Source organism: Ensifer adhaerens (assembly GCF_013283195.1).
In the GTDB taxonomy this organism is placed as follows: Bacteria; Pseudomonadota; Alphaproteobacteria; order Rhizobiales; family Rhizobiaceae; genus Ensifer; species Ensifer adhaerens_G.
Map to the genome: position 1 here is coordinate 1,367,778 of NZ_JABEKT010000002.1, position 18,032 is coordinate 1,385,809.

At 60.2% G+C, this 18,032-nt stretch carries 14 protein-coding genes and 1 pseudogene; 9 read left to right on the plus strand and 6 right to left on the minus strand.

The genetic code is table 11. The features are described 5' to 3' along the window. The first annotated feature begins 68 nt into the window (after positions 1-68). Positions 69-1,748 carry an ABC transporter ATP-binding protein/permease gene (locus LPJGGPFB_RS22610; protein ID WP_173422126.1) on the plus strand — a complete coding sequence of 560 codons (1,680 nt, stop codon included), beginning with the start codon at positions 69-71 and terminating at the stop codon, positions 1,746-1,748. Positions 1,749-1,876: 128 nt separating this feature from the next. Here the strand turns inward: LPJGGPFB_RS22610 and LPJGGPFB_RS22615 are convergent, their stop codons facing one another. Then, entirely contained in the window at positions 1,877-4,474 is a 2,598-nt protein-coding gene (locus LPJGGPFB_RS22615) for an SH3 domain-containing protein (protein ID WP_210264581.1), read from the minus strand. 384 nt (positions 4,475-4,858) lie between these two features. On the opposite strand from LPJGGPFB_RS22615, the pseudogene LPJGGPFB_RS33160 reads away from it, so the two are divergent. The 3 genes and pseudogenes from LPJGGPFB_RS33160 to LPJGGPFB_RS22625 all read left to right on the plus strand — a co-directional run. Next, positions 4,859-5,023, plus strand: a pseudogene (locus tag LPJGGPFB_RS33160) (ornithine cyclodeaminase); the annotation flags it as partial. Positions 5,024-5,793: 770 nt separating this feature from the next. Continuing rightward, complete coding sequence (locus tag LPJGGPFB_RS22620; RefSeq protein WP_173422127.1) at positions 5,794-6,003, plus strand: hypothetical protein; 210 nt, start codon at positions 5,794-5,796, stop codon at positions 6,001-6,003. Between the two features lie 161 nt (positions 6,004-6,164). Continuing rightward, entirely contained in the window at positions 6,165-6,482 is a 318-nt protein-coding gene (locus LPJGGPFB_RS22625; protein WP_173422128.1) for a FliM/FliN family flagellar motor switch protein, read from the plus strand. Positions 6,483-6,766: 284 nt separating this feature from the next. Here the strand turns inward: LPJGGPFB_RS22625 and LPJGGPFB_RS22630 are convergent, their stop codons facing one another. Continuing rightward, positions 6,767-7,753 carry a cyclase family protein gene (locus tag LPJGGPFB_RS22630; protein WP_209792526.1) on the minus strand — a complete coding sequence of 329 codons (987 nt, stop codon included), beginning with the start codon at positions 7,751-7,753 and terminating at the stop codon, positions 6,767-6,769. 115 nt (positions 7,754-7,868) lie between these two features. Here LPJGGPFB_RS22630 and LPJGGPFB_RS22635 point away from each other — a divergent pair, with 115 nt between their 5' ends. After that, on the plus strand, positions 7,869-8,765 hold the full coding sequence (locus tag LPJGGPFB_RS22635) for a LysR family transcriptional regulator (protein WP_173422129.1): 897 nt from the start codon (positions 7,869-7,871) through the stop codon (positions 8,763-8,765). A gap of 186 nt (positions 8,766-8,951) precedes the next feature. Continuing rightward, the gene (locus tag LPJGGPFB_RS22640; RefSeq protein ID WP_173422130.1) at positions 8,952-10,250 is read left to right on the plus strand and encodes a S41 family peptidase; all 1,299 of its coding nucleotides are present in this window, start codon (positions 8,952-8,954) and stop codon (positions 10,248-10,250) included. Positions 10,251-10,284: 34 nt separating this feature from the next. Here LPJGGPFB_RS22640 and LPJGGPFB_RS22645 read toward each other — a convergent pair whose 3' ends face one another. Together LPJGGPFB_RS22645 and LPJGGPFB_RS22650 are read right to left on the minus strand one after the other, a co-directional pair. Then, positions 10,285-11,772: a pyridoxal phosphate-dependent decarboxylase family protein gene (locus LPJGGPFB_RS22645; protein ID WP_173422131.1), complete on the minus strand. Its 1,488-nt coding sequence runs from the start codon at positions 11,770-11,772 to the stop codon at positions 10,285-10,287. Positions 11,773-11,822: 50 nt separating this feature from the next. Then, the gene (locus tag LPJGGPFB_RS22650) at positions 11,823-12,671 is read right to left on the minus strand and encodes a class I SAM-dependent methyltransferase (RefSeq protein WP_173422132.1); all 849 of its coding nucleotides are present in this window, start codon (positions 12,669-12,671) and stop codon (positions 11,823-11,825) included. Between the two features lie 278 nt (positions 12,672-12,949). Here LPJGGPFB_RS22650 and LPJGGPFB_RS22655 point away from each other — a divergent pair, with 278 nt between their 5' ends. After that, on the plus strand, positions 12,950-14,758 hold the full coding sequence (locus LPJGGPFB_RS22655; protein ID WP_173422133.1) for an ABC transporter ATP-binding protein/permease: 1,809 nt from the start codon (positions 12,950-12,952) through the stop codon (positions 14,756-14,758). A 109-nt stretch (positions 14,759-14,867) separates the two neighbouring features. Here LPJGGPFB_RS22655 and LPJGGPFB_RS22660 read toward each other — a convergent pair whose 3' ends face one another. Next, positions 14,868-15,695: a bifunctional allantoicase/(S)-ureidoglycine aminohydrolase gene (locus LPJGGPFB_RS22660; RefSeq protein WP_173422134.1), complete on the minus strand. Its 828-nt coding sequence runs from the start codon at positions 15,693-15,695 to the stop codon at positions 14,868-14,870. Positions 15,696-15,770: 75 nt separating this feature from the next. After that, positions 15,771-16,457, minus strand: coding sequence for a GntR family transcriptional regulator (locus LPJGGPFB_RS22665; RefSeq protein WP_173422135.1), 687 nt, complete (start codon positions 16,455-16,457; stop codon positions 15,771-15,773). 193 nt (positions 16,458-16,650) lie between these two features. Here LPJGGPFB_RS22665 and LPJGGPFB_RS22670 point away from each other — a divergent pair, with 193 nt between their 5' ends. Together LPJGGPFB_RS22670 and LPJGGPFB_RS22675 are read left to right on the plus strand one after the other, a co-directional pair. Then, positions 16,651-17,286 carry a flavin reductase family protein gene (locus LPJGGPFB_RS22670; protein WP_173422136.1) on the plus strand — a complete coding sequence of 212 codons (636 nt, stop codon included), beginning with the start codon at positions 16,651-16,653 and terminating at the stop codon, positions 17,284-17,286. Positions 17,287-17,289: 3 nt separating this feature from the next. Further along, positions 17,290-18,024, plus strand: a complete 735-nt coding sequence (locus LPJGGPFB_RS22675) for an aspartate/glutamate racemase family protein (protein ID WP_173422137.1) — start codon at positions 17,290-17,292, stop codon at positions 18,022-18,024. Positions 18,025-18,032 lie beyond the last annotated feature (8 nt).

The following is an 18,032-nucleotide window of genomic DNA, read 5'->3' on the forward strand; positions in this document are numbered from 1 at the left end:
TTGGAGGTTTGGTGCCCGCTTTCTAGGGCTCCATCTTCGCAGCCGGCGTTTTCGCGAAGGAAAACGGCATGGAGACCCAGCAAGCGTCACTCAAAGTGACGGCGGCTCGCTTCTTGCGATCCGTGCGAATTCTATTGCGCTCCGAGGTAGGTGGGAGGGCGAAGCTGACGTTCGCCGGGCTCGTGGCATTGTTGTTCGGCTTGAACGGTCTCAATGTCGTCAACAACTATGTCGGCCGAAACTTCATGACCGCCATCGCGGAGCGCCAGACCGATGAGTTCGTCCGACAGGCGGTCTATTACATCTGCGTTTTCGCTATCCTTACCATTGTCGGGGTCATCGCCCGCTTCACCGAAGAGCGACTGGCCTTGCTTTGGCGTGAATTCCTCACGCGCCGCGCCGTGAACCTCTATCTTGAAGAGGGGACGTATTATCGCCTCGACATATCCGGGCAACTCGCTCATCCGGACCAGCGCATTGCCGAGGATATCCGCGCCTTCACCGTCACGACGCTTTCCTACGTCATCATGCTGTTCAGCAGCGCTTTGACGGTGGTGAGCTTCTCCGGCGTGCTCTGGTCCATAAGTCCCTTGCTGTTTGGCGTGGCCGTCCTCTACGCGGCATCCGGTTCCTACATGACGATCGTCCTGGGTCGACCGCTCATTGATCTGAACTACGACCGGCTCGACAAGGAGGCCAACTTCCGCTCCAGCCTCATTCACGTTCGTGAAAACGCCGAATCCGTTCTTGTGACGCGCGGCGAGGATCGGCAGAGAACCCGCTTGCTGCACCGCATTGACGATCTGGTCGCCAACATTCGCAGTATCATCGCCGTCAACCGGAACCTGGGCTTCTTCACCAACGGCTACAACTGGATGATCCAGATTATTCCGGACCTCATCATAGCCCCGGCCTTCATGCGAGGCGAAATCGAGTTTGGCGTCATCACCCAGCCGGGCGCAGCCTTTGCGATGCTCGTCGGCGCATTTTCATTGATCATTCGCCAGTTCAACTCGATCTCGAACTTTGCCGCAGTCGTTTCTCGTCTGAGTTCATTGCTGGAAGCGATTGAACGAACCCATACAAGCGATGAATCGCGCATTGAACTCGAAGAACAGAAGGGACAATTCGCATTTGAGCGGGTGACACTGCGGTTGCCGGATGGATCGCCTCTTCTGAATGACCTTTCGATAAGCATACCTGCTGGTAGCCGGGTGCTGGTTACGGGAGCCAGCCCGGCCGTCGGGGTAGCCTTGTTCAGGGCGGCTGCGGGGATCCCGGTGGCGGGAGCCGGTCGGATCATTCGACCGGGCTCGGAAGACCTCATGTTTCTCCCGCAGCGACCCTACCTGACGCCTGGCTCGCTGCGACAAATTCTGCTTCCTCCGGGCGAAGTCAGCGCGACCTCCGATGCCCGGCTCCGGCAGGTCCTGCGAGAACTTGGCTTGGAGGAACTCGCCGGCGATGTCGAAGGGCTGGGCAAAGAACAAAATAGAGAAATCTCGCTGGGCGACCAACAGCTCCTGGCCATCGCCAAGGTCCTCCTGTCGAAACCACAGTTCGTCTTTATGGATCGCGTCGAGTCAATGCTGCGGCAAGACCAGTTCGACAGGGTGCTGCATCTCTTTTCCGCAAAGTCGATCACGTGCGTCAACAACGGTGAGCGATCCAATAAACGCGACCTCTACGACGCCGTGCTGGAATGCCACGAGGACGGTCAGTGGGCTTGGAAAGCCATCCGCTTGTGACCACCGGCAGTCCCAGCAAGGGGCAGCTACTGCGCATACGCCAACCGCGCCGACTATCGACGGAGCGGCCGACAGCAGTTACCGAGACAGATGGATCGGCCGGCTCTTACCTGACTTGACCCGGTTTCTTAGCGCCCCCGACCGCCTCCGCCACGCCCGCCGCCGCCACCCCGGAAGGCTGCCCCACCACCACGCCCACCACCGCCACCACTGAAGGCTGGTCCGCCTCCGCGACCGCCGCCCCCTTGGAAACCTCCGCGGTTGCCGCCCTGAAAACCGCCGCCGCGATAGCTGCCGCGGTCAAAGTTCTGGAAGTTGCCGCCAGGCTGCTGATAGAGACGGCCATAGTTGCGGCTCAGCTCGTTCTGGTTGCCAAATTGTCGTCCGGCCCGATCAAATGAAAGATGATCCGGTGCCCGTTGCCGAACCTGCTGATTGCGGCGTGGCGCGGGCCTCGTCTCAGCCCGGTTCTGGATGCGTTGCGCGGCTTGCGGCCGGTTGGATGCTGCGCGCTGAGCGGCGTTGCGAACGCTTTCTGCGTCAGGCCGCTGAACGGGCTGCCAACCGTCCGGTGAGTGCTTCTGCCACTGCCCGTCCTGGCGGCGATAGACGTTGCCGTCGCGGCCGGCATAGACGTCACCACCCTTGCTACCGACGATGAAGCCTTTTTCGCCTTCGGTGTTGCGCCAGCGCAGACCGCCAGCACTCCCGGTCGTTCCTCCGCTTATGCGCGCGAATTCGCCGCCGTGCTTGACGGACACACTGCCCCACGAACCGTAGACATTCTGTCCGCCACGCGCGACCATGGCGTTGCCGGTGCTTGGATTGTAGGCGGAGATAAAGCCTCGTTCGCCACCAGGTCCTGCCACCGCGCCGGCACGGAACCGGGTTCCAGTCACTGGATTATAAGCCGCACCAAACGCCAAACCTCTTTCGGGGCCGTAGGCGTAACCGTAGCGTCCAAAGGTTCCGTAAGCCGGATTGTAGGAAGCGCCGAAGCCGTAGCTTATCGGAGGCGGATAATAGGGCCAATCGTCGTCGTAGTAGTCCCAATAGGGCGGATAATACCATCCCGACCCCCAAACGACCGTGTCCCAGGCGAGATAAGTATAGAGATAGCCGAGAGTGTACCCGTACCAGATGGCGTCGGGCTCGGTGTCATAGACCCGGACATAGGTCGCGTTATAGAACGGAGACGATGATGGGATCGTATAGATCTCGTCCGCAACGGAGCGCGCAACGGCAAACGGACCGGTCGGTGTGTCACCGACGAACCAGATGCCATCCTTGAGGACGAAGTATTTATCCGCAACCTTGATGACCTGCTCATTCGCATTGACGGCATAAAACAAGGACGTGCCTTCAATCGCTTCGAATTTCGGCTCGCCATTATAGCGTACATCGACCTTCAATGACCCATCGGTGGAAACGCGCGCGAGCTTCGGAATGCTTGCCCTCAGGCGCGCCATCGCGCTCTCGGACGTGCCAGGTATCGAGGCGCGCACTGCCGAATAGGACGCGTCGTCCGGTATGTTCCGGAAATCGTCCGGCAGGTCTGGAGTAGCAAAGGTCCAGGGTCCTTTGAGCGAGGCGGATGAAAACCATCTGCCGGAGATAAGGGTGTACCAGTTCTTGCTGCTACGATGGAAGAAGACCGAACTGGTGGTATTGGAGACCCAGTCAAGTCCGGTACCCGCCACCGGTTCGAGCACAGGCTTTCCTTCAAATAGCAAAAGCTCCGCTGGTTTCTGGGAATAGAAAACCCTCGGGATCCCGTCCTCGTTGAAGCGTGTTGGCGGGAGCGCGGTCTTTACCTCTTTCCAGTTTTCGCTCTCGGGAAGTTTGGAAATCAGATCCGGAACCGTTTCCGTCGCAACCCAATCTGCCTCCAATGTCTTTGAGGTGAGCCAGTTCTTGTCGCTTCGCAAAAAGTAGTCGCCCGACTGATCCACCTTGAAGAGATCCCAGTTCGTATTGACCACGAACGATAGGCCGTTAACACCCTTGACGGGAGCCAGGACGACCGCACCGTCAGTCTGCAACAGGATCGCCGGTGTCTCACTGATAAAGATTGGCGGCGGGTCGGACTTGATATCCGGCACGTCTGCGAGCCGCTCGAAATCGCCAAGGCTCGCTGCCAGGCGCTGCTGCGACACCACGATTGGCTCGGTCGGAATAAGCTTTCCGACATCGAGTGCGAGATCTGCAAGTTGCTTGCGGTCCAGTGCGGAGAATTCGAGCCGTGTCGCTTTCACATCTGTCAGCGTGACGTTTTCATTCGCATCGTCAGCCACGGTCTTGGCTGAAAGCCCGATGACCCCGTAGACCGGCGTCGCGTCGGCGGAGGATTTCAGTTCGGTCGCGAGCAGCGCCTCGAGCTCCCGGAAACCTTTCCACGAGGTTATCTGCGGCTGAAACAGCGTGATCGTCGCACCCGTGTCGGTGGTAAAGACCCGCGGCCACGCCGGGGCCGTGGAGTCGGACTGATTGAGATACTTCCCCGCAACAAAACCGTTGGTGCCAGAATAGCCGACGGCGCACCAGGAGGCTTCCGCATCGCACTCCTTGATATCGACCTCATCGCCCTGAGGAAGAACGCGCATCGATTGAAATCCGGTGCCCGGACCAACCCTGAAATTCACGTTTGCCGTGAGGATCGCGGGATCCGCAAACGCAGAGGAAGAGAAGAACGAAGCGATTGTTAGATACGAGAGTATCTTACGCATGATCACACTCCTTAATCGGTGTGCGAGGGTCTCAAGCCCTCTCCGCGATTAGCCCCACGGAAAGCGGCCGGTAGGCCAGGCGCGCATCGAGCTGGCAACTGGCTCCACCCCTCCACTTTAGGATATTTGCACATTCGATGCCGAGTGCAACTGGGCCAAGCGGCATCATCCAACCAAGCCGCGCCAAGGCGGGTATCATTACAGTCGATACATTATGCGATCCCAGACGTACAAACCGGAAACAAACCCGGCACCTGATCGTCTTACCGTCCCTGACAGTGTCGGAATTCCGTGTTGCACAATCCTGTCGCAACTGGTTCAAACTATCCGGCGAACGTCGTTCCCCGGCGATGATCATCTGATGATACACCTGAGGCCTGCGTTTCGCTCAAGCTTGCGATCGAGGACTTCTCCGCCCTCCGCTACGTGCGGGACCAGATTGCCGGACACGGTATGTTCACAGAACTCGACCTCCTCGCTGATCCCGACGAACCGCGTGACCTCTATGGTATGCTCCTGCACTGTGAGAAAAAGCTCGAAGCGGCATAGACTGACGCGAAGCAATCACGTTCCCCGGTTTGTCGACGGTCAAACCGGGGAATGCCAGCAGGCTCTAAGCAGCCTGATAGAGGCCAATTGAGCGCCTTGATGGGATACGAACCAGTCGCTGCCCAATAGTTAATTAAGCGAGCACGTTAATTAACGAAAATGCTATTTCATTTATTAAGATGCATTCGGTCTGTGCTGTGGATGGTTCCGGCGGTACGGGTAAACCCGGCGAAGCAATCTCAACCTGCCTGGCATCGCGCCGAAGTCGGAACCGAGCCTGAGCTTGCCACAAGCGCCCTACGGGCATGCACTACGCCCGGCATTTCCACCCGATCGTTTTGCGCGTGTGATTGTCCGTCTAATGCGATGGCCAGCGCAAGCCATTGAGTGTGATCGCATCAAGCGAGCAATCGAAAGATGTGGAAAGCGCCGCCATCACATTGTTCTTCGAAAGTCGGAATGGAATGTTTCGCAGCAAGCGCCAAAAGCTCCGATTCGCGCGATGAAGCGAATTTCCGAGGTCAATCTGTTGCCGTGCCGTGAATTGAGAGGCGCCCACCTCGCAACAATATCACGTGCCCAGATCTGGCCGGTCACCACATCAGTTACAGGAGGAATTTATATTGGCCACCGCGACGCTTCAGCCGAATACTACAGGGTCCGTTGGATTCAATCCACAAATGGCAGCACTTTCCATTTGCGCGCTTTCAGCCATGGCAGCGATATTCTACCTGGGACCTCCCCTGAATTTGCCGTGGAGTGAACCCGCCGTGGAATTCACGTCTGAGGCCGACCCTTCAAAAGGCACGGTTGCCGCAAGCCCGCCGAAGTTCGAGATTGTATACAGCGACGGTGATCGCGGGCTGATGGTCTATGGCGGTTATGTCTATGTCGTGCGACTCGGTGACAAGCTGCCGGATGGCCGTCGCGCGATCGGGTTCGAAAAGCAGGAAGGAAGTTGGTCCGCAATGACACTGTAGGAGGCGTTTCAGGTGCGGGCTCTGTGGATGTTAACGGAACGTTAACGCTCGCATAAGACGCACGGGTCCTGCCCTCCCCGGTGCCATTGCCTGTCATGGCGAACTGGCGCAACCCTTTCGTTAAGGACTTGTAAACCAGTGTTTTTGGGTGGTGCATGATGATGAACGAAACGTTGTACAATGGCTTGCCGGAAATCGAGCATGCCCCGATCCTGCAAGAGAGCGCGCCAATCGGCGAGTATGCCGTCCAGGGCATACCCCTCGTCATCGAGGCCGTCCTCGGCCGTTCGAGATTGACCGTGGCGCAGCTTTCCAAACTGCATCGCGACGATCACATCGATCTCGACGCCAATTTCGGAGACCCGGTGGACCTCAAGGTCAACGGCACGGTCATTGGCCGGGGCGAGATCGTTTTCAACGAATCCAAGACCGCCATCGGCGTCAAGATCGTAGAGATTTCTCACGGCAGGCGCCGGTAACTGACACCAGCCGCTTTCGGCCCGAAAACCTGCCAAGCCCCGAATTGCTACTTCTGGTTGTCATGGCGGCATTTGCGGCTGCACTGGAAGGGTACGTCAAATGGGCAAGGGTAGCCTGCCGGCCTTCTATCGGCGTCGCTCAGGCGGGCACCTCAGTGAGGCACTGCCCGCCGGACGGCATAAGGATCAAGATCTTCGACGTGCGGCTTGAAAAGCGAAGAGAGCGCCGCACGCTGTCCGCACGGCTGCTCGATTGATTGCTCCCGGTGGCCGGCTATTCGGTCCTATCGCAGCGGCAAGGCCACCGGGCGGATCGGCGCCGCGTCGGCCCCGCGGAACTTCAACGAGGCGCCGACAAAGGCGAATTCGTAGACGCGATCTTTCGACAGCCCTTCCAGGTTGACGAGTTCGATGATCGGCGCGCCCTGTTGTGCGAGCAGATAGGTGTGCACAGGAACGTAGTTGTTCGACGTTTCGGCAGGAAACGCCTCGAAGCTGAGATTGTCGGCGCCCACCACCATCGCACCACCGACTTCAACCAGGAACCTGGCCGCGTCGATGCTCAGCCCCGGAGGATTGCTCATATAGGCGGAGGCGTTCTCGTAGAATTGCATGCGGCCGGTGCGGATCAAAACCACGTCACCCTGTTGCAGCTTCACACCTTGGCTGTCGAGCGCCTCCTGCAGGTCCTGGCGTGTCACCCGGTAATTATCCGGCAGCATCTGCATACCCTTGGCTGCCGCGACATCGATCATGACGCCACGCGCGATAATCGGCGGCAGCTTTTCAGCGCTTGTGACCGTCCAGCCCTGGTCGCCCAGATGATCGATTGCTGCATAGCCGTTCCAGATCTTGCCGTTCAGACCGAAGTGGTTCAGCGCATCGATATGGGTTCCCATATGGGCATACATCGACACGGCCGAGCCGGTGTAGCTGACGTAGTCATTCATTTCCTTCCCGACTTTCATCGGATCGGAAACCGCGGTGCCGTGCGGCGTGTGGGTCATCCACATCTGGTAAGGCGGGTCGCCCGCCGCCTCCCAACTTGGCATGCCGATGAAATACTCGACAGCGAGATCGTAGGACCTGCCGCCGCCGACGCGCGCCAGGATGGCGGCACGGGATTCCGGTGTGATCAGGTTGAGGCGCCCGATTTCATCCTTCGGGCCCCATGGGCTCTTGCCAACTTCCTGCGCGATGGCCGCGCTGCCGAGGAGACCGGCGATGAGGGAGGCGGCCAAAGCGCGGTTGATAATTCTGGTGTCGAACATGATGAACTCCTTCTTCTCGCTTGCCCAGGTATCGGGAAGCTGAGTTCACCCTATTGGTAGCGTCGAAGCGAATAATCTGCCATAATCTGAAAACATAATTTACAACGGAGAAAATATGGATCTGCTGGCAGCCATGCGCTCGTTCCGTCGCGTCGTCGAGTTGCAGAGCTTCAGCAAAGCTGCTGAAGAGCAGGGACAATCGAATGCGTCGATCAGCAAGCAGATCCGACAGCTGGAGACCCGTCTGGGCACGGTACTGATCGTTCGCACGACACGTCGCATGAGCCTCTCGGAAAACGGGCGCAGCTACTTCGCGGAATGTTGCCGGCTGCTCGATGAGCTCGACCACCTGGAGCGCACGACGTCCGGGGAGGCCGGCGAAATCAATGGCCGGCTTCGTATCAATGCACCATTGTCCTTCGGACTGACCGTTCTGGCGCCGATGCTCGCCCGCTTCATGATGCATCATCCGAAGCTGAAGGTTGACATGACGCTTGATGATCACCTCCTTGACGTCGTCTCAGAGGGGTTCGACGTCTCAATTCGCGTGCGCGCAGCGCTCACGGATTCATCGCTGATCGCCAAGCGGCTGGGAGACGTCGAACAATTCATCTGCGCAGCCCCCGCCTATCTCTCGGCGAGCGGCACACCGACAGTTGTCGGCGATCTCAAGAACCACCATTGCCTGGCGTACCGCCTCGCCGACCAACCCGGCAGCTGGGTGCTGGAAGGTCCCGATGGCGCCACGAGCATAGACGTGCCCGCACGCTTCGTGGCCGACAACAGCCTGATGCTGTGCGAGATGATCCAGTCCGGCATCGGCATTGGCGTCCTGCCATCCTTTATCGCCAACCCGTTTCTCGGGAACGGCAAGCTCCTGCGGATCTTGCCACAGCACAAGCTGGCCCGGCGTAGCATCTTCGCTGTCTACCCCACCAACCGCCTGCTTCTGCCCAAAGTGAAGCTCTTCACCGATTTTCTCGCAAGCGAGCTTCGGCAAGCAGGGTTCTAACCGTGTTTGCCCGCCTAACGACGCGCGCGTTCTCAGGCCACCGGCTAAGCACAACCCGTCGCGGGTGAACCTCGAGATTGCCTGTCGCGCGCCCGACATCTGTCGATCACGCAATTTTGCGCCCCAGCGCCTCGCCTGCGCCGTGCTTCGGTCGATAATGAGCAGAAACCAACCGAAAGATCGGCGATGCATGGCGCGATGTTGAGGCTATTGCAAACTGCGCTGCTGCTGGTGCTCATGCCTGCAGGCGTACCAGCGGCCGAGCTACCACGATCGGGCAACCTGGTGTTCGACCGCGTCATCGCGCTGGTGAACTCCGAGTTTCACGACGAAAGCGCGCTGGACCGCTTCAACGAAACGGCCAAGAAAGAGATCGAAGACGTGGGGCAGGCACTGCCTCCACACGCCTCGACCGCACGCGTGGATGCAGCCATCGACGGAGCACTTGCGAGCCTGCAGGCCTCACACAACGGCCGCTTCAAACCGGACACGATCGCCTATTTCGAGTTAAGCGACATCTTTCGCTTCGCGATCCGCAACGACCTGTCGCGGTTGTTTCCGCCCGAAGGAGAGGTCAGTTATCCCGGCATCGGCCTGGTAACGCGCATGATAGGCGACAAGCGGTTCGTCGGCGATGTCTATGACGGTTCACCGGCCGCAAAGGCTGGAGTGGTGATGGGCGATGAGATCCTTTCCGTCGATGGCTTGCCTTATCGTGAGATCGCCTCTTTTCAGGGAAAGGTCGGGCAGTCGGTCGATATTCGCCTACGCCGCAAGGCCGATGTGGCGCCGACAAATGTCAAAGTCGCTGTCGAGCGGCTGCGGCCGCTGCCGACGTTCGAAAAAGCGATTGAGAACAGTATCGCCGTGCGCGAACACGGCGGGAGAAAGATCGGCTATGTCCGTTTCTGGACCTTGTCGACGCGTGACGGGCTGGACATCGTCGCCAGCGAGCTTTCCGACGGCCGCCTGAGTGGTGTCGACGGCGTGGTCGTGGATCTTCGCGGGCGCTGGGGCGGCGGTGCTGCCGATGCGGCCGAACTCTTCGTCGGCGACACCCCATCGTTCCGGTTGATCCCGCGGCATGGACGGGCAACGCTCGCGAATGTTCGCTGGCGCGGTCCGGTGGTTGCGTTGATCGACGAGGGAACGCGCAGCGGCCTTGAGCTTTTTGCCTATGCATTGCGGATCAATGGCATTCCGCTTGTGGGCAAGCGGACCGCCGGCGCCCTGTTGGCGGGCCGCGCCTACATTCTGCCCGATGACAGCCTGCTGGAAATTGCCGTTTCGGATGCAGTGATCGACGACGATGTCCGGCTGGAAGGAAACGGGATAACCCCGGACATTCCTGTCGACCTTCCGCTTGCCTATGCCGCCGGCCGCGATCCGCAACGGGAAGCCGCGGTGTCGGAAATGCTTCGCCTTCTTGCTGACGGCAACTCGGACCGCATCGTCATGCCAGGTGGACCGCCGCTAACACCGTGATGACGGGCATCATACTCGCCTTTTGCGCAGCCGATCAGGCCGCCGTATCCGTCCGCACGATTTCCCGACCGAGCCTGACGACCTCTTCTACGAGCAGTTTCAAGTCACGACGTTTGGTGCGGTGATTGTTGATCGCGACCCGCAGACAATGCTCGCCGTGCACCGTGGTGTCGGAGAGAACTGCCGTCCCCTCGTCCTGCAGGCGCAACATGATCTCGGTATTGAGCGCCTTCAGTTCGTCGGCGTGTTTGCCCTCGCAACGGTAACGGAAGCAGACGATGTTGATGTTGGTCGGCGCGACCAGTTCCAGTGAAGGCTCCACCTCGATCAAGTCGCTAAGATACCGTCCCTGGGCTATGTTTTGGTCGACGAGCCGGCCGAACTTGCCAATGCCGTGCTCCTTCACCGCCATCCAGATTTTCAAAGCCCTGAAGCCGCGTGTCGTCTGCAGGCCATAGTCATAGAGCCAAGGCGCTGATGCCAGACCGCGCGCGGTTGCGACCAGATATTCCGGCGTCACCGCGAAGGTCCCGCGATGGGCTCCGGCATCCTGCACCAGCACGCAGCCAGCCTCGAATGGCGCGTGCAGCCACTTGTGTGGATCGAGCGCCACCGAATTGGCCTTCTCGATCCCGGCGACGCGATAACGGTTTTCAGGCGCAATGGCGATCAGAGCGCCGATGCAGCCATCGACGTGCAGCCAGAGGTCCTCCGCTGCCGCGACGGAGGCGAGTGCCTGCAAATCGTCGATGGCGCCAGTGTTGACCGTGCCGGCTGTCGCAATCACGCAGGCAGGCTTGAACCCGGCCGCGCGATCCTCTCTTATCGCACGCCTGAGCGCATCCACATCGATACGCAGTTCGGCATCGGTCGGAATGCGCCGGAGAGCCTGGTTTCCGAGGCCAAGCGTCTCCACCCCCTTGCGATGACAGCTGTGCATCTGGTCGGAACCGTAATAGCGCAATGGCTGCTCGATTGCCGCGACTCCCAACTCCCGGACATCGACGCCGGCTTTAGCATTGCGGGCGACAGCAAGGCCAATGATATTGGCGACCGATCCGCCGCTGACCAGCGTGCCGCTCGCCGAGGCTGGAAAACCCAGCATCTGCTTGCACCAATCGACGACCTGCTGGTCCACGAGCGCGGCCGCATGGTTGCCGCCACCGAGGTTGGAGCCTTGAATGGCTGCAAGGAAGTCGCCGAGCGCGCCGGTGAAATTGCTTGATCCCATGTACCAGGACCAGAAACGCGGATGGATATTGCCCATCGGATAGCCAAGGATGTTCGTGGCCACCTCGCGGTAGACGTCTTCGGTCGGCGTCGGCGCCAGTGGCAGCGCTGTGGCAAACGATGCGCGCACCTCCTCCGGCATTTCCTGCCAGACACGACGGTCGCGAACGCCGCTGACATAATCGATGGCGTCATCGACGATCCGATGTGACAATGCCCGCAGTTCACCCCAATCTTGTGGATCAAGCGTGTCTTCTTCGAAGAGTTCGTGTTCTGTCGGAGCTGCACCCATTCGGTCCTCCCACGCTGCGGATCTTCATTCCGGGAACGGCGGGGCGCGCCTTAGTTCCGTGTTCCTGTGACAATCGTTGCGGTAGAACGTAGCTCGACCTTGTTGGCGCGCATGGACTGCCGGGCCAGATCAAGAACCTCATTTTTGATCGTCTCACGCGTCGCGGCGTCGGCTTGAGCCAGCCCAGCGACCACGGGCGCTGCAATTTCGGTCATGAAGGTCCAGTAGCGTTCCGGCGTCTCATGCACCATCGTCGTCGAGATTTCCTGTTCGTCGACATCCAGCAGACCGGCATCGGCAAAGGCCGCCGCCATCATACCTCCGGCGGCACAGCGAAAAAGACCGGGTGCTCCGGGCATCGGCGCCGGCAGTGTCACGTGCCGCGCAATCGTCGCCATGATTGTTGTCGCCCAGGGGTTCTTTTCAGGCGCGCTCCAAACGGCCGTACAAATGCGCGCGCCGGGCTTCGCCACCCGGGCGAACTGGCGTGCCGCCGCCCCGACATCCGGGAAGAACATGAACCCGAACCGGCACAATACGGCGTCGAAAGAGTTGTCAGCAAACGGCAGGGCGCTGGCGTCGCATATCTCGGTCGTGAAATTGCTAAGGCCGCGATGTCGGGCATTTCCGGCAGCCACGTCGAGCATGCGCTCGGAAAGGTCCGTTACCGTGACGCGTCCATTCGGGATCAGGGCGGCAGCGGTTAGCCCGGGTTCACCTGTTCCGGCCGCGACATCAAGGACATGGTCGCCATCCCGAAGCTTGACCTTGTGGATCATTGCGTCGCCGAACGGAGCGAGCCAGCTCAGAACCAACGCATCCCACTTCTTCCAACCGGTCGAGAACCGGTCCCAGATATCTTTCTGCTGCTCACGAATCTGGTCGAGATTGCTGGACATGCACGTTCCTCCCGTGGATGCGCTCCCTGTCTCGTCCATCGGAACTATGAACTCTCTGGATCAGGATACAATCAATTTCGCGCCTTTTGGTGCGCCCTCTGCGCCGACATCCAGCGCCCTGTCGAACCGGGATACGCAGTTCGAATGCTGTTATCTTGGCAACAGGGTGCCCGTAAATTACCTCCTGCTGATTTGCATAACGACAATCGGCGCTAGGGAGACCGGGCTCGGCAGGCTATATTTGCCCCGTGGAGATCGTGACGGAGAGATTCGCATCGATGCCGAAGCCTAAGAATGACAAGAACAATGGTCGGGTAGAGGCCAACGACGAACAACCCCTTAGCGCCCAGTTGCGGATGATGCATGCAGCCTTCATGGCTTCGCCACTCCGAAACAGGATCATCTGGCTCGCCCTTGGCATCCTGGCCGTCATCGTCACCACCGCCTTCGGCCAGATCATCCTCAATCGCTGGTACAAGCCCTTCTACGACACGCTGGAACGGCGTGACCTGCAGGCTTTCCTGCACCAGCTCGTGATTTTCGCCCAGATCGCCGGGGCACTGCTCGTCCTCAATGTTCTGCAGACCTGGCTTGGCCAGCTTGTCCGGCTAAAGCTGCGGGAAGGCCTTACACTCGACCTCATCAACGAATGGATGAAGCCGGCGCGTGCGTTCCGCTTGGCCAATGCCGGTGCCATCGGCATCAACCCCGACCAGCGCATCCACGAGGATGCCCGCCACCTCTCCGACCTCTCGGCAGGGCTGACGATCGGCCTGATCCAATCCGGCATCCTGCTCGCCGGCTTCATCGGCGTGCTCTGGTCGCTGTCGGACGGGTTCGTCTTTCATATCTCGGGCATGGCCATCAACATCCCCGGCTACATGGTCTGGGCAGCCATTCTCTACGCCGGTACGGCATCGTGGCTGAGCTGGCTTGTCGGGCGTCCATTGGTGAAGCTTAACGGCGAACACTACGCCCGCGAGGCGTCGCTGCGCTTCTCGTTGATGCGCATCAACGAACATATCGAGGCCGTCTCGCTTTCATCGGGCGAGGCAAACGAAAAACGCCGGTTGCAGGCGGATCTGGCTTCGGTTCTCGAGATCAGCCAAAGCCTGCTGCTTGCCGTCACGCGATTGACCTGGGTGACGGCCGGCTATGGCTGGATCACCGTTGTCGCACCAATCGTCATCGCCTCGCCCGTCTATTTTGCCGGCGACCTCAGCTTCGGCGGCCTGATGATGGCCGTGGGCGCCTTCAACCAGGTGCACGCGTCGCTGCGCTGGTTTGTCGACAACATCGGCGCCATTGCCGACTGGCGCGCTACGTTGATGCGCGTCGCCGCCTTCCGCTCAGCGCTGCTCGTCGTCGACGACCGGCATGAAGGCGACAAGCGCATCGAGTTCGTCACCTCAGACGGCCCGCAGATGACGTTCGACCACATCGAAATCGTCTCGGCTGCCGGCTGCATCAAGCTTTCCGAGCCGAACGTCACGATCAATCCCGGCGAGCGGGTTCTCGTCACCGGCGCGCCGGAAGTGGAAAAGGCGCCGTTCTTCCGCGCCATTGCCGGCCTATGGCCCTTTGGGCACGGACGCATCGCGCTGCCGATCGATGACGGCCTGGTCTTCGTTCCACGCTCGCCCTATTTTGCCCCAGGCACGCTTGAAGAGGTGCTCGCCTATCCCAAGACGCCCGACAGCTTCAGGAACGGCGAACTTAGCGGCGTGCTCTCCAAGGTCGGTCTTGGCCGCCTTGCCGACCGCCTCGATCAGGACATGCGCAAGAAGCTCAATCTGAGCGAAGTGGAAATGCGCCTGCTGGCGATCGCGCGCCTGGGACTGCACAAGCCACGATGGCTGATTATCGACGAGGCCCTGGATACGCTGGAGGACGACAGCTATCGCAAGGTCATGACCTTCCTCGACCAGGAAATCGGCAAGGCGGCAATCGTCAACATCGGCCGCAAGGAGCGTGCAAACGGCTTCTTCACCCGCGTGCTGGAACTGGAGAAGGACGCCGCCGGTGGTTCGCTGCGCCTGATCAGGCCAAAGAGCCTGCGCCCCACCAACCCGCAATTGGTTGATTGACTTCGCTGCTCTTAATGCCGCCTGTCAACATATGAGCGCATCCCATTGATTAAAAAGAAGCAGCGCCTGCTTGCGAGGCGCTGTTTCCGTATGCATTTCGTCGCGGATCTTAGCGCGCGCGCAGCTTCATGTGACGATTGACGTCCTTGTAGAGCAGGTAGCGGAACTTGCCGGGGCCGCCGGCGTAGCAGGCCTGCGGGCAAAAGGCGCGAAGCCACATGTAGTCACCAGCCTCGACTTCCACCCAGTCCTGATTGAGGCGATAGACCGCTTTGCCTTCAAGCACGTAGAGGCCATGCTCCATGACGTGGGTTTCGGCAAAGGGAATAATCGCGCCTGGCTCGAAGGTGACGATCGTCATGTGCATGTCATGGCGAAGATCCGTCGGATCGACGAAGCGCGTCGTCGCCCATTTCCCTTCGGTGCCGGGCATGGGATTGGGCGTGATATCGGCCTCGTTGGTGAAGAAGGCTTCAGGCGCGGGAAGCCCATCGACATATTCGTAGGCCTTGCGGACCCAATGGAAGCGAACGGGCGCTTCACTTCTGTTATGCGCCGCCCAGTTGCTGGCCGGCGGGATGAAGGCGAAGCCGCCCGGCAGCATGCGGTGTTCCTTGCCGTCGAGCGTAACGGTCAGTTCGCCCTCGACGACGAACAGCGCGCCCTCGGCGCCCTCGTCGAGTTCCGGCCGGTCGCTGCCGCCGCCAGGAGCGATTTCCATGATGTACTGCGAAAATGTTTCAGCAAAACCGGACAACGGACGCGACAATATCCACAGGCGGGTCTTGTCCCAGAACGGCAGATAGCTGGTGACGATGTCCATCATCGTCCCCTTTGGAATCACCGCATAGGCTTCGGTGAAGACCGCACGGTCGGTCAGGAGTTGCGTTTGTGCCGGAGCGCCGCCATGGGGCGCATAGTAGTTACGACCAGTCATTTCCGTCCTTCAGTTCTCAAGCGGGCACCGCCTCCTCACAAGAGCGGCGCGGTTGGGTTCATTGCCAGTGGTTTGTCAAAGCAGGGCTGCGCGCAGATCGCGCGGCTGATCCTTCTCCTCATCGAGATCCAGTTCCGCCTCGACGTGGTGCAGATGTTCGGCCATCTCGCGGATCGCGGCATCCACATCCCGCGCCGCGATGCGGTCGACGACCGCCATATGCTCGTCCGGCCCGCAATTGTGCAGGTGGTTCGAGCGGTACATCGCAGTGATCAGCGACGTGCGCGAAACCAGGTCACGCAGGATGCCGAACAGGAAGGCGGAGCCGGAAAGTTCTGCCAGAAGCAGGTGAAATCCCCCGGAAAGGCGAACGATTGCAGAGAGATCGCCTGCCCTGCCCGCAACCCGTTCTTCATCGATATGCGAGCGCATGCGCTCGATGTCCTCAACCGAGGCACGCTCGCAAAGACGCTCGACCACGCGCTGCTCGATCGCTCTTCTGGTAACAAAGACGTCGCGTGCCTCGTCCACCGATGGCTCCGACACGAAAGCGCCCCGGTTGGGCATGATCGTCACCAGGCCATCGCGTTCGAGCGCGGTCAGCGCCTGGCGGATACGGGCTCGACTGACAGAGAAAATCTCGGCAAGCTGCTCCTCCTTGAGCCGCGTGCCGGGGCGCAACCGCCGCTCGGCGATGGCGAGCCAGATCTTCTCACAAATGATAGCCGTCGGCGCTCCGGCGGTTTCGTCCGCATTGTACATGAAATCTCCCTTAGCCGTTCGCGTACTCTGGCCGGCCAGCGTTCAAAGTCAATTCCACTCACTGCAGTTTGATATTGACTACAAAATTGTAGACAATATTGTGTACCGTAACTTGATATGCTGTGGCAACCACTTAAACAACGGCCATCGACCGGTATGACAACCGACCGCGCCTGACCCCGAGAGCTCACTGATGGACTTCGACTTCACCCAACTGCCCGCCCAGGACCGCTACCGGCTGCTGACGAATTTCATCGGTCCGCGGCCGATCGCCCTCGTCTCGACGCTCTCGCCGAACGGTCAGGACAATGCCGCGCCGATGAGCTTCTTCAACGTCTTCTCGCACGATCCGCCGATCGTGATCCTCGGCATCCAGACACGCCCCGATGGCGTGGAGAAGGATACGGTCAGCAACATCCGCCGCACCAACGAGTTCGTCGTCAACATGGTGGACATGGCAATCTCCGACCAGATGCTCGTCTGCGGCCTCCCCTTCGAACCGGACGTCGACGAAGTGGAGATGGCAGGGCTGACCGCGGCCGACGGCGTCAAGGTTGGCGCCCGCCGCATCGTCGAATCGCCCTGCTCGATGGAATGCCGCGTCGAACAGCTGATCGAATACGACCGCCGGGTCATCGTGCTGGGCGAAGTCGTGCACATGCATGTGCGCAAGGACTGCCTTGACGACAAGGGCCACTATGTCGACCCGTCGAGCTACCAGCCGATCGCGCGGCTTCACGCCAACAACTACATCACCTCCGACCGACAGTTCGAGATGCGGGCACCCGACATCGCTTCCTTTACCGCCCTCAAAGCGAAAACGGCCTGATCCATGCGCATCCTTCTCGTCAATCCGAACTCCACCGCCTCGATGACCGAACAGGCGCACCGCAGTGCCGAGCGCGTGGTAGCCGCCACCACCCGGGTCGAGTCCGTCAATCCGACCACGAGCCCAGCCAGTATCGAAGGCCATGCGGACGAGGCCATGGCGGTGCCGGCGATGCTCGCCGAGATCCGCGCTGGCGAGGCCCGTGGCGTCGATGCCTATGTCATTGCCTGCTTCGACGATCCCGGCCTTGGTGCTGCCCGTGAAATCGCCCGCGGACCGGTCATCGGCATCTGCCAGGCCGCCATCCAGGTGGCAATGAACATCGCCACACGCTTTTCCATCATCACCACCCTGCCGCGCTCCGTGCCGATCATAGAGGACCTGGTCGACGCCTATGGCGCCGGTCATCGATGCCGCAAGGTGCGTTCGGTCGATATGCCGGTGCTGGCGCTGGAGGAAGATCTGGCCCACACGGAAGAGATGCTGGTGCGCGAAATCCTGCGCGCCAAGCAGGAGGATGGCGCCGAGGCGATCATTCTCGGCTGCGCCGGCATGTCCGAACTGTGCGACCGGCTGAAGGCGAGAACCGGCATGCCGGTGATCGATGGCGTCACCGCTGCCGTCAAGCTCGCCGAAGCCCTGGTTGGGGCCGGCTATTCCACCTCGAAGGTCGGCGCCTATGATTACCCACGGGTCAAGTCAGCCGTAGTCGCCCGCCCTGTGGATGCTGTCGCTTAACAAACGAC

What these genes read in the sequence shown, in the direction of transcription:
- LPJGGPFB_RS22610 (WP_173422126.1), top strand. Translation starts at nt 69, where the DNA reads ATGGAGACCCAGCAAGCGTCACTCAAAGTGACGGCGGCTCGCTTCTTG.
- LPJGGPFB_RS22615 (WP_210264581.1), bottom strand. Translation starts at nt 4,474, where the DNA reads ATGCGTAAGATACTCTCGTATCTAACAATCGCTTCGTTCTTCTCTTCC.
- LPJGGPFB_RS22625 (WP_173422128.1), top strand. Translation starts at nt 6,165, where the DNA reads ATGAACGAAACGTTGTACAATGGCTTGCCGGAAATCGAGCATGCCCCG.
- LPJGGPFB_RS22630 (WP_209792526.1), bottom strand. Translation starts at nt 7,753, where the DNA reads ATGTTCGACACCAGAATTATCAACCGCGCTTTGGCCGCCTCCCTCATC.
- LPJGGPFB_RS22635 (WP_173422129.1), top strand. Translation starts at nt 7,869, where the DNA reads ATGGATCTGCTGGCAGCCATGCGCTCGTTCCGTCGCGTCGTCGAGTTG.
- LPJGGPFB_RS22640 (WP_173422130.1), top strand. Translation starts at nt 8,952, where the DNA reads ATGCATGGCGCGATGTTGAGGCTATTGCAAACTGCGCTGCTGCTGGTG.
- LPJGGPFB_RS22645 (WP_173422131.1), bottom strand. Translation starts at nt 11,772, where the DNA reads ATGGGTGCAGCTCCGACAGAACACGAACTCTTCGAAGAAGACACGCTT.
- LPJGGPFB_RS22650 (WP_173422132.1), bottom strand. Translation starts at nt 12,671, where the DNA reads ATGTCCAGCAATCTCGACCAGATTCGTGAGCAGCAGAAAGATATCTGG.
- LPJGGPFB_RS22655 (WP_173422133.1), top strand. Translation starts at nt 12,950, where the DNA reads ATGCCGAAGCCTAAGAATGACAAGAACAATGGTCGGGTAGAGGCCAAC.
- LPJGGPFB_RS22660 (WP_173422134.1), bottom strand. Translation starts at nt 15,695, where the DNA reads ATGACTGGTCGTAACTACTATGCGCCCCATGGCGGCGCTCCGGCACAA.
- LPJGGPFB_RS22665 (WP_173422135.1), bottom strand. Translation starts at nt 16,457, where the DNA reads ATGTACAATGCGGACGAAACCGCCGGAGCGCCGACGGCTATCATTTGT.
- LPJGGPFB_RS22670 (WP_173422136.1), top strand. Translation starts at nt 16,651, where the DNA reads ATGGACTTCGACTTCACCCAACTGCCCGCCCAGGACCGCTACCGGCTG.
- LPJGGPFB_RS22675 (WP_173422137.1), top strand. Translation starts at nt 17,290, where the DNA reads ATGCGCATCCTTCTCGTCAATCCGAACTCCACCGCCTCGATGACCGAA.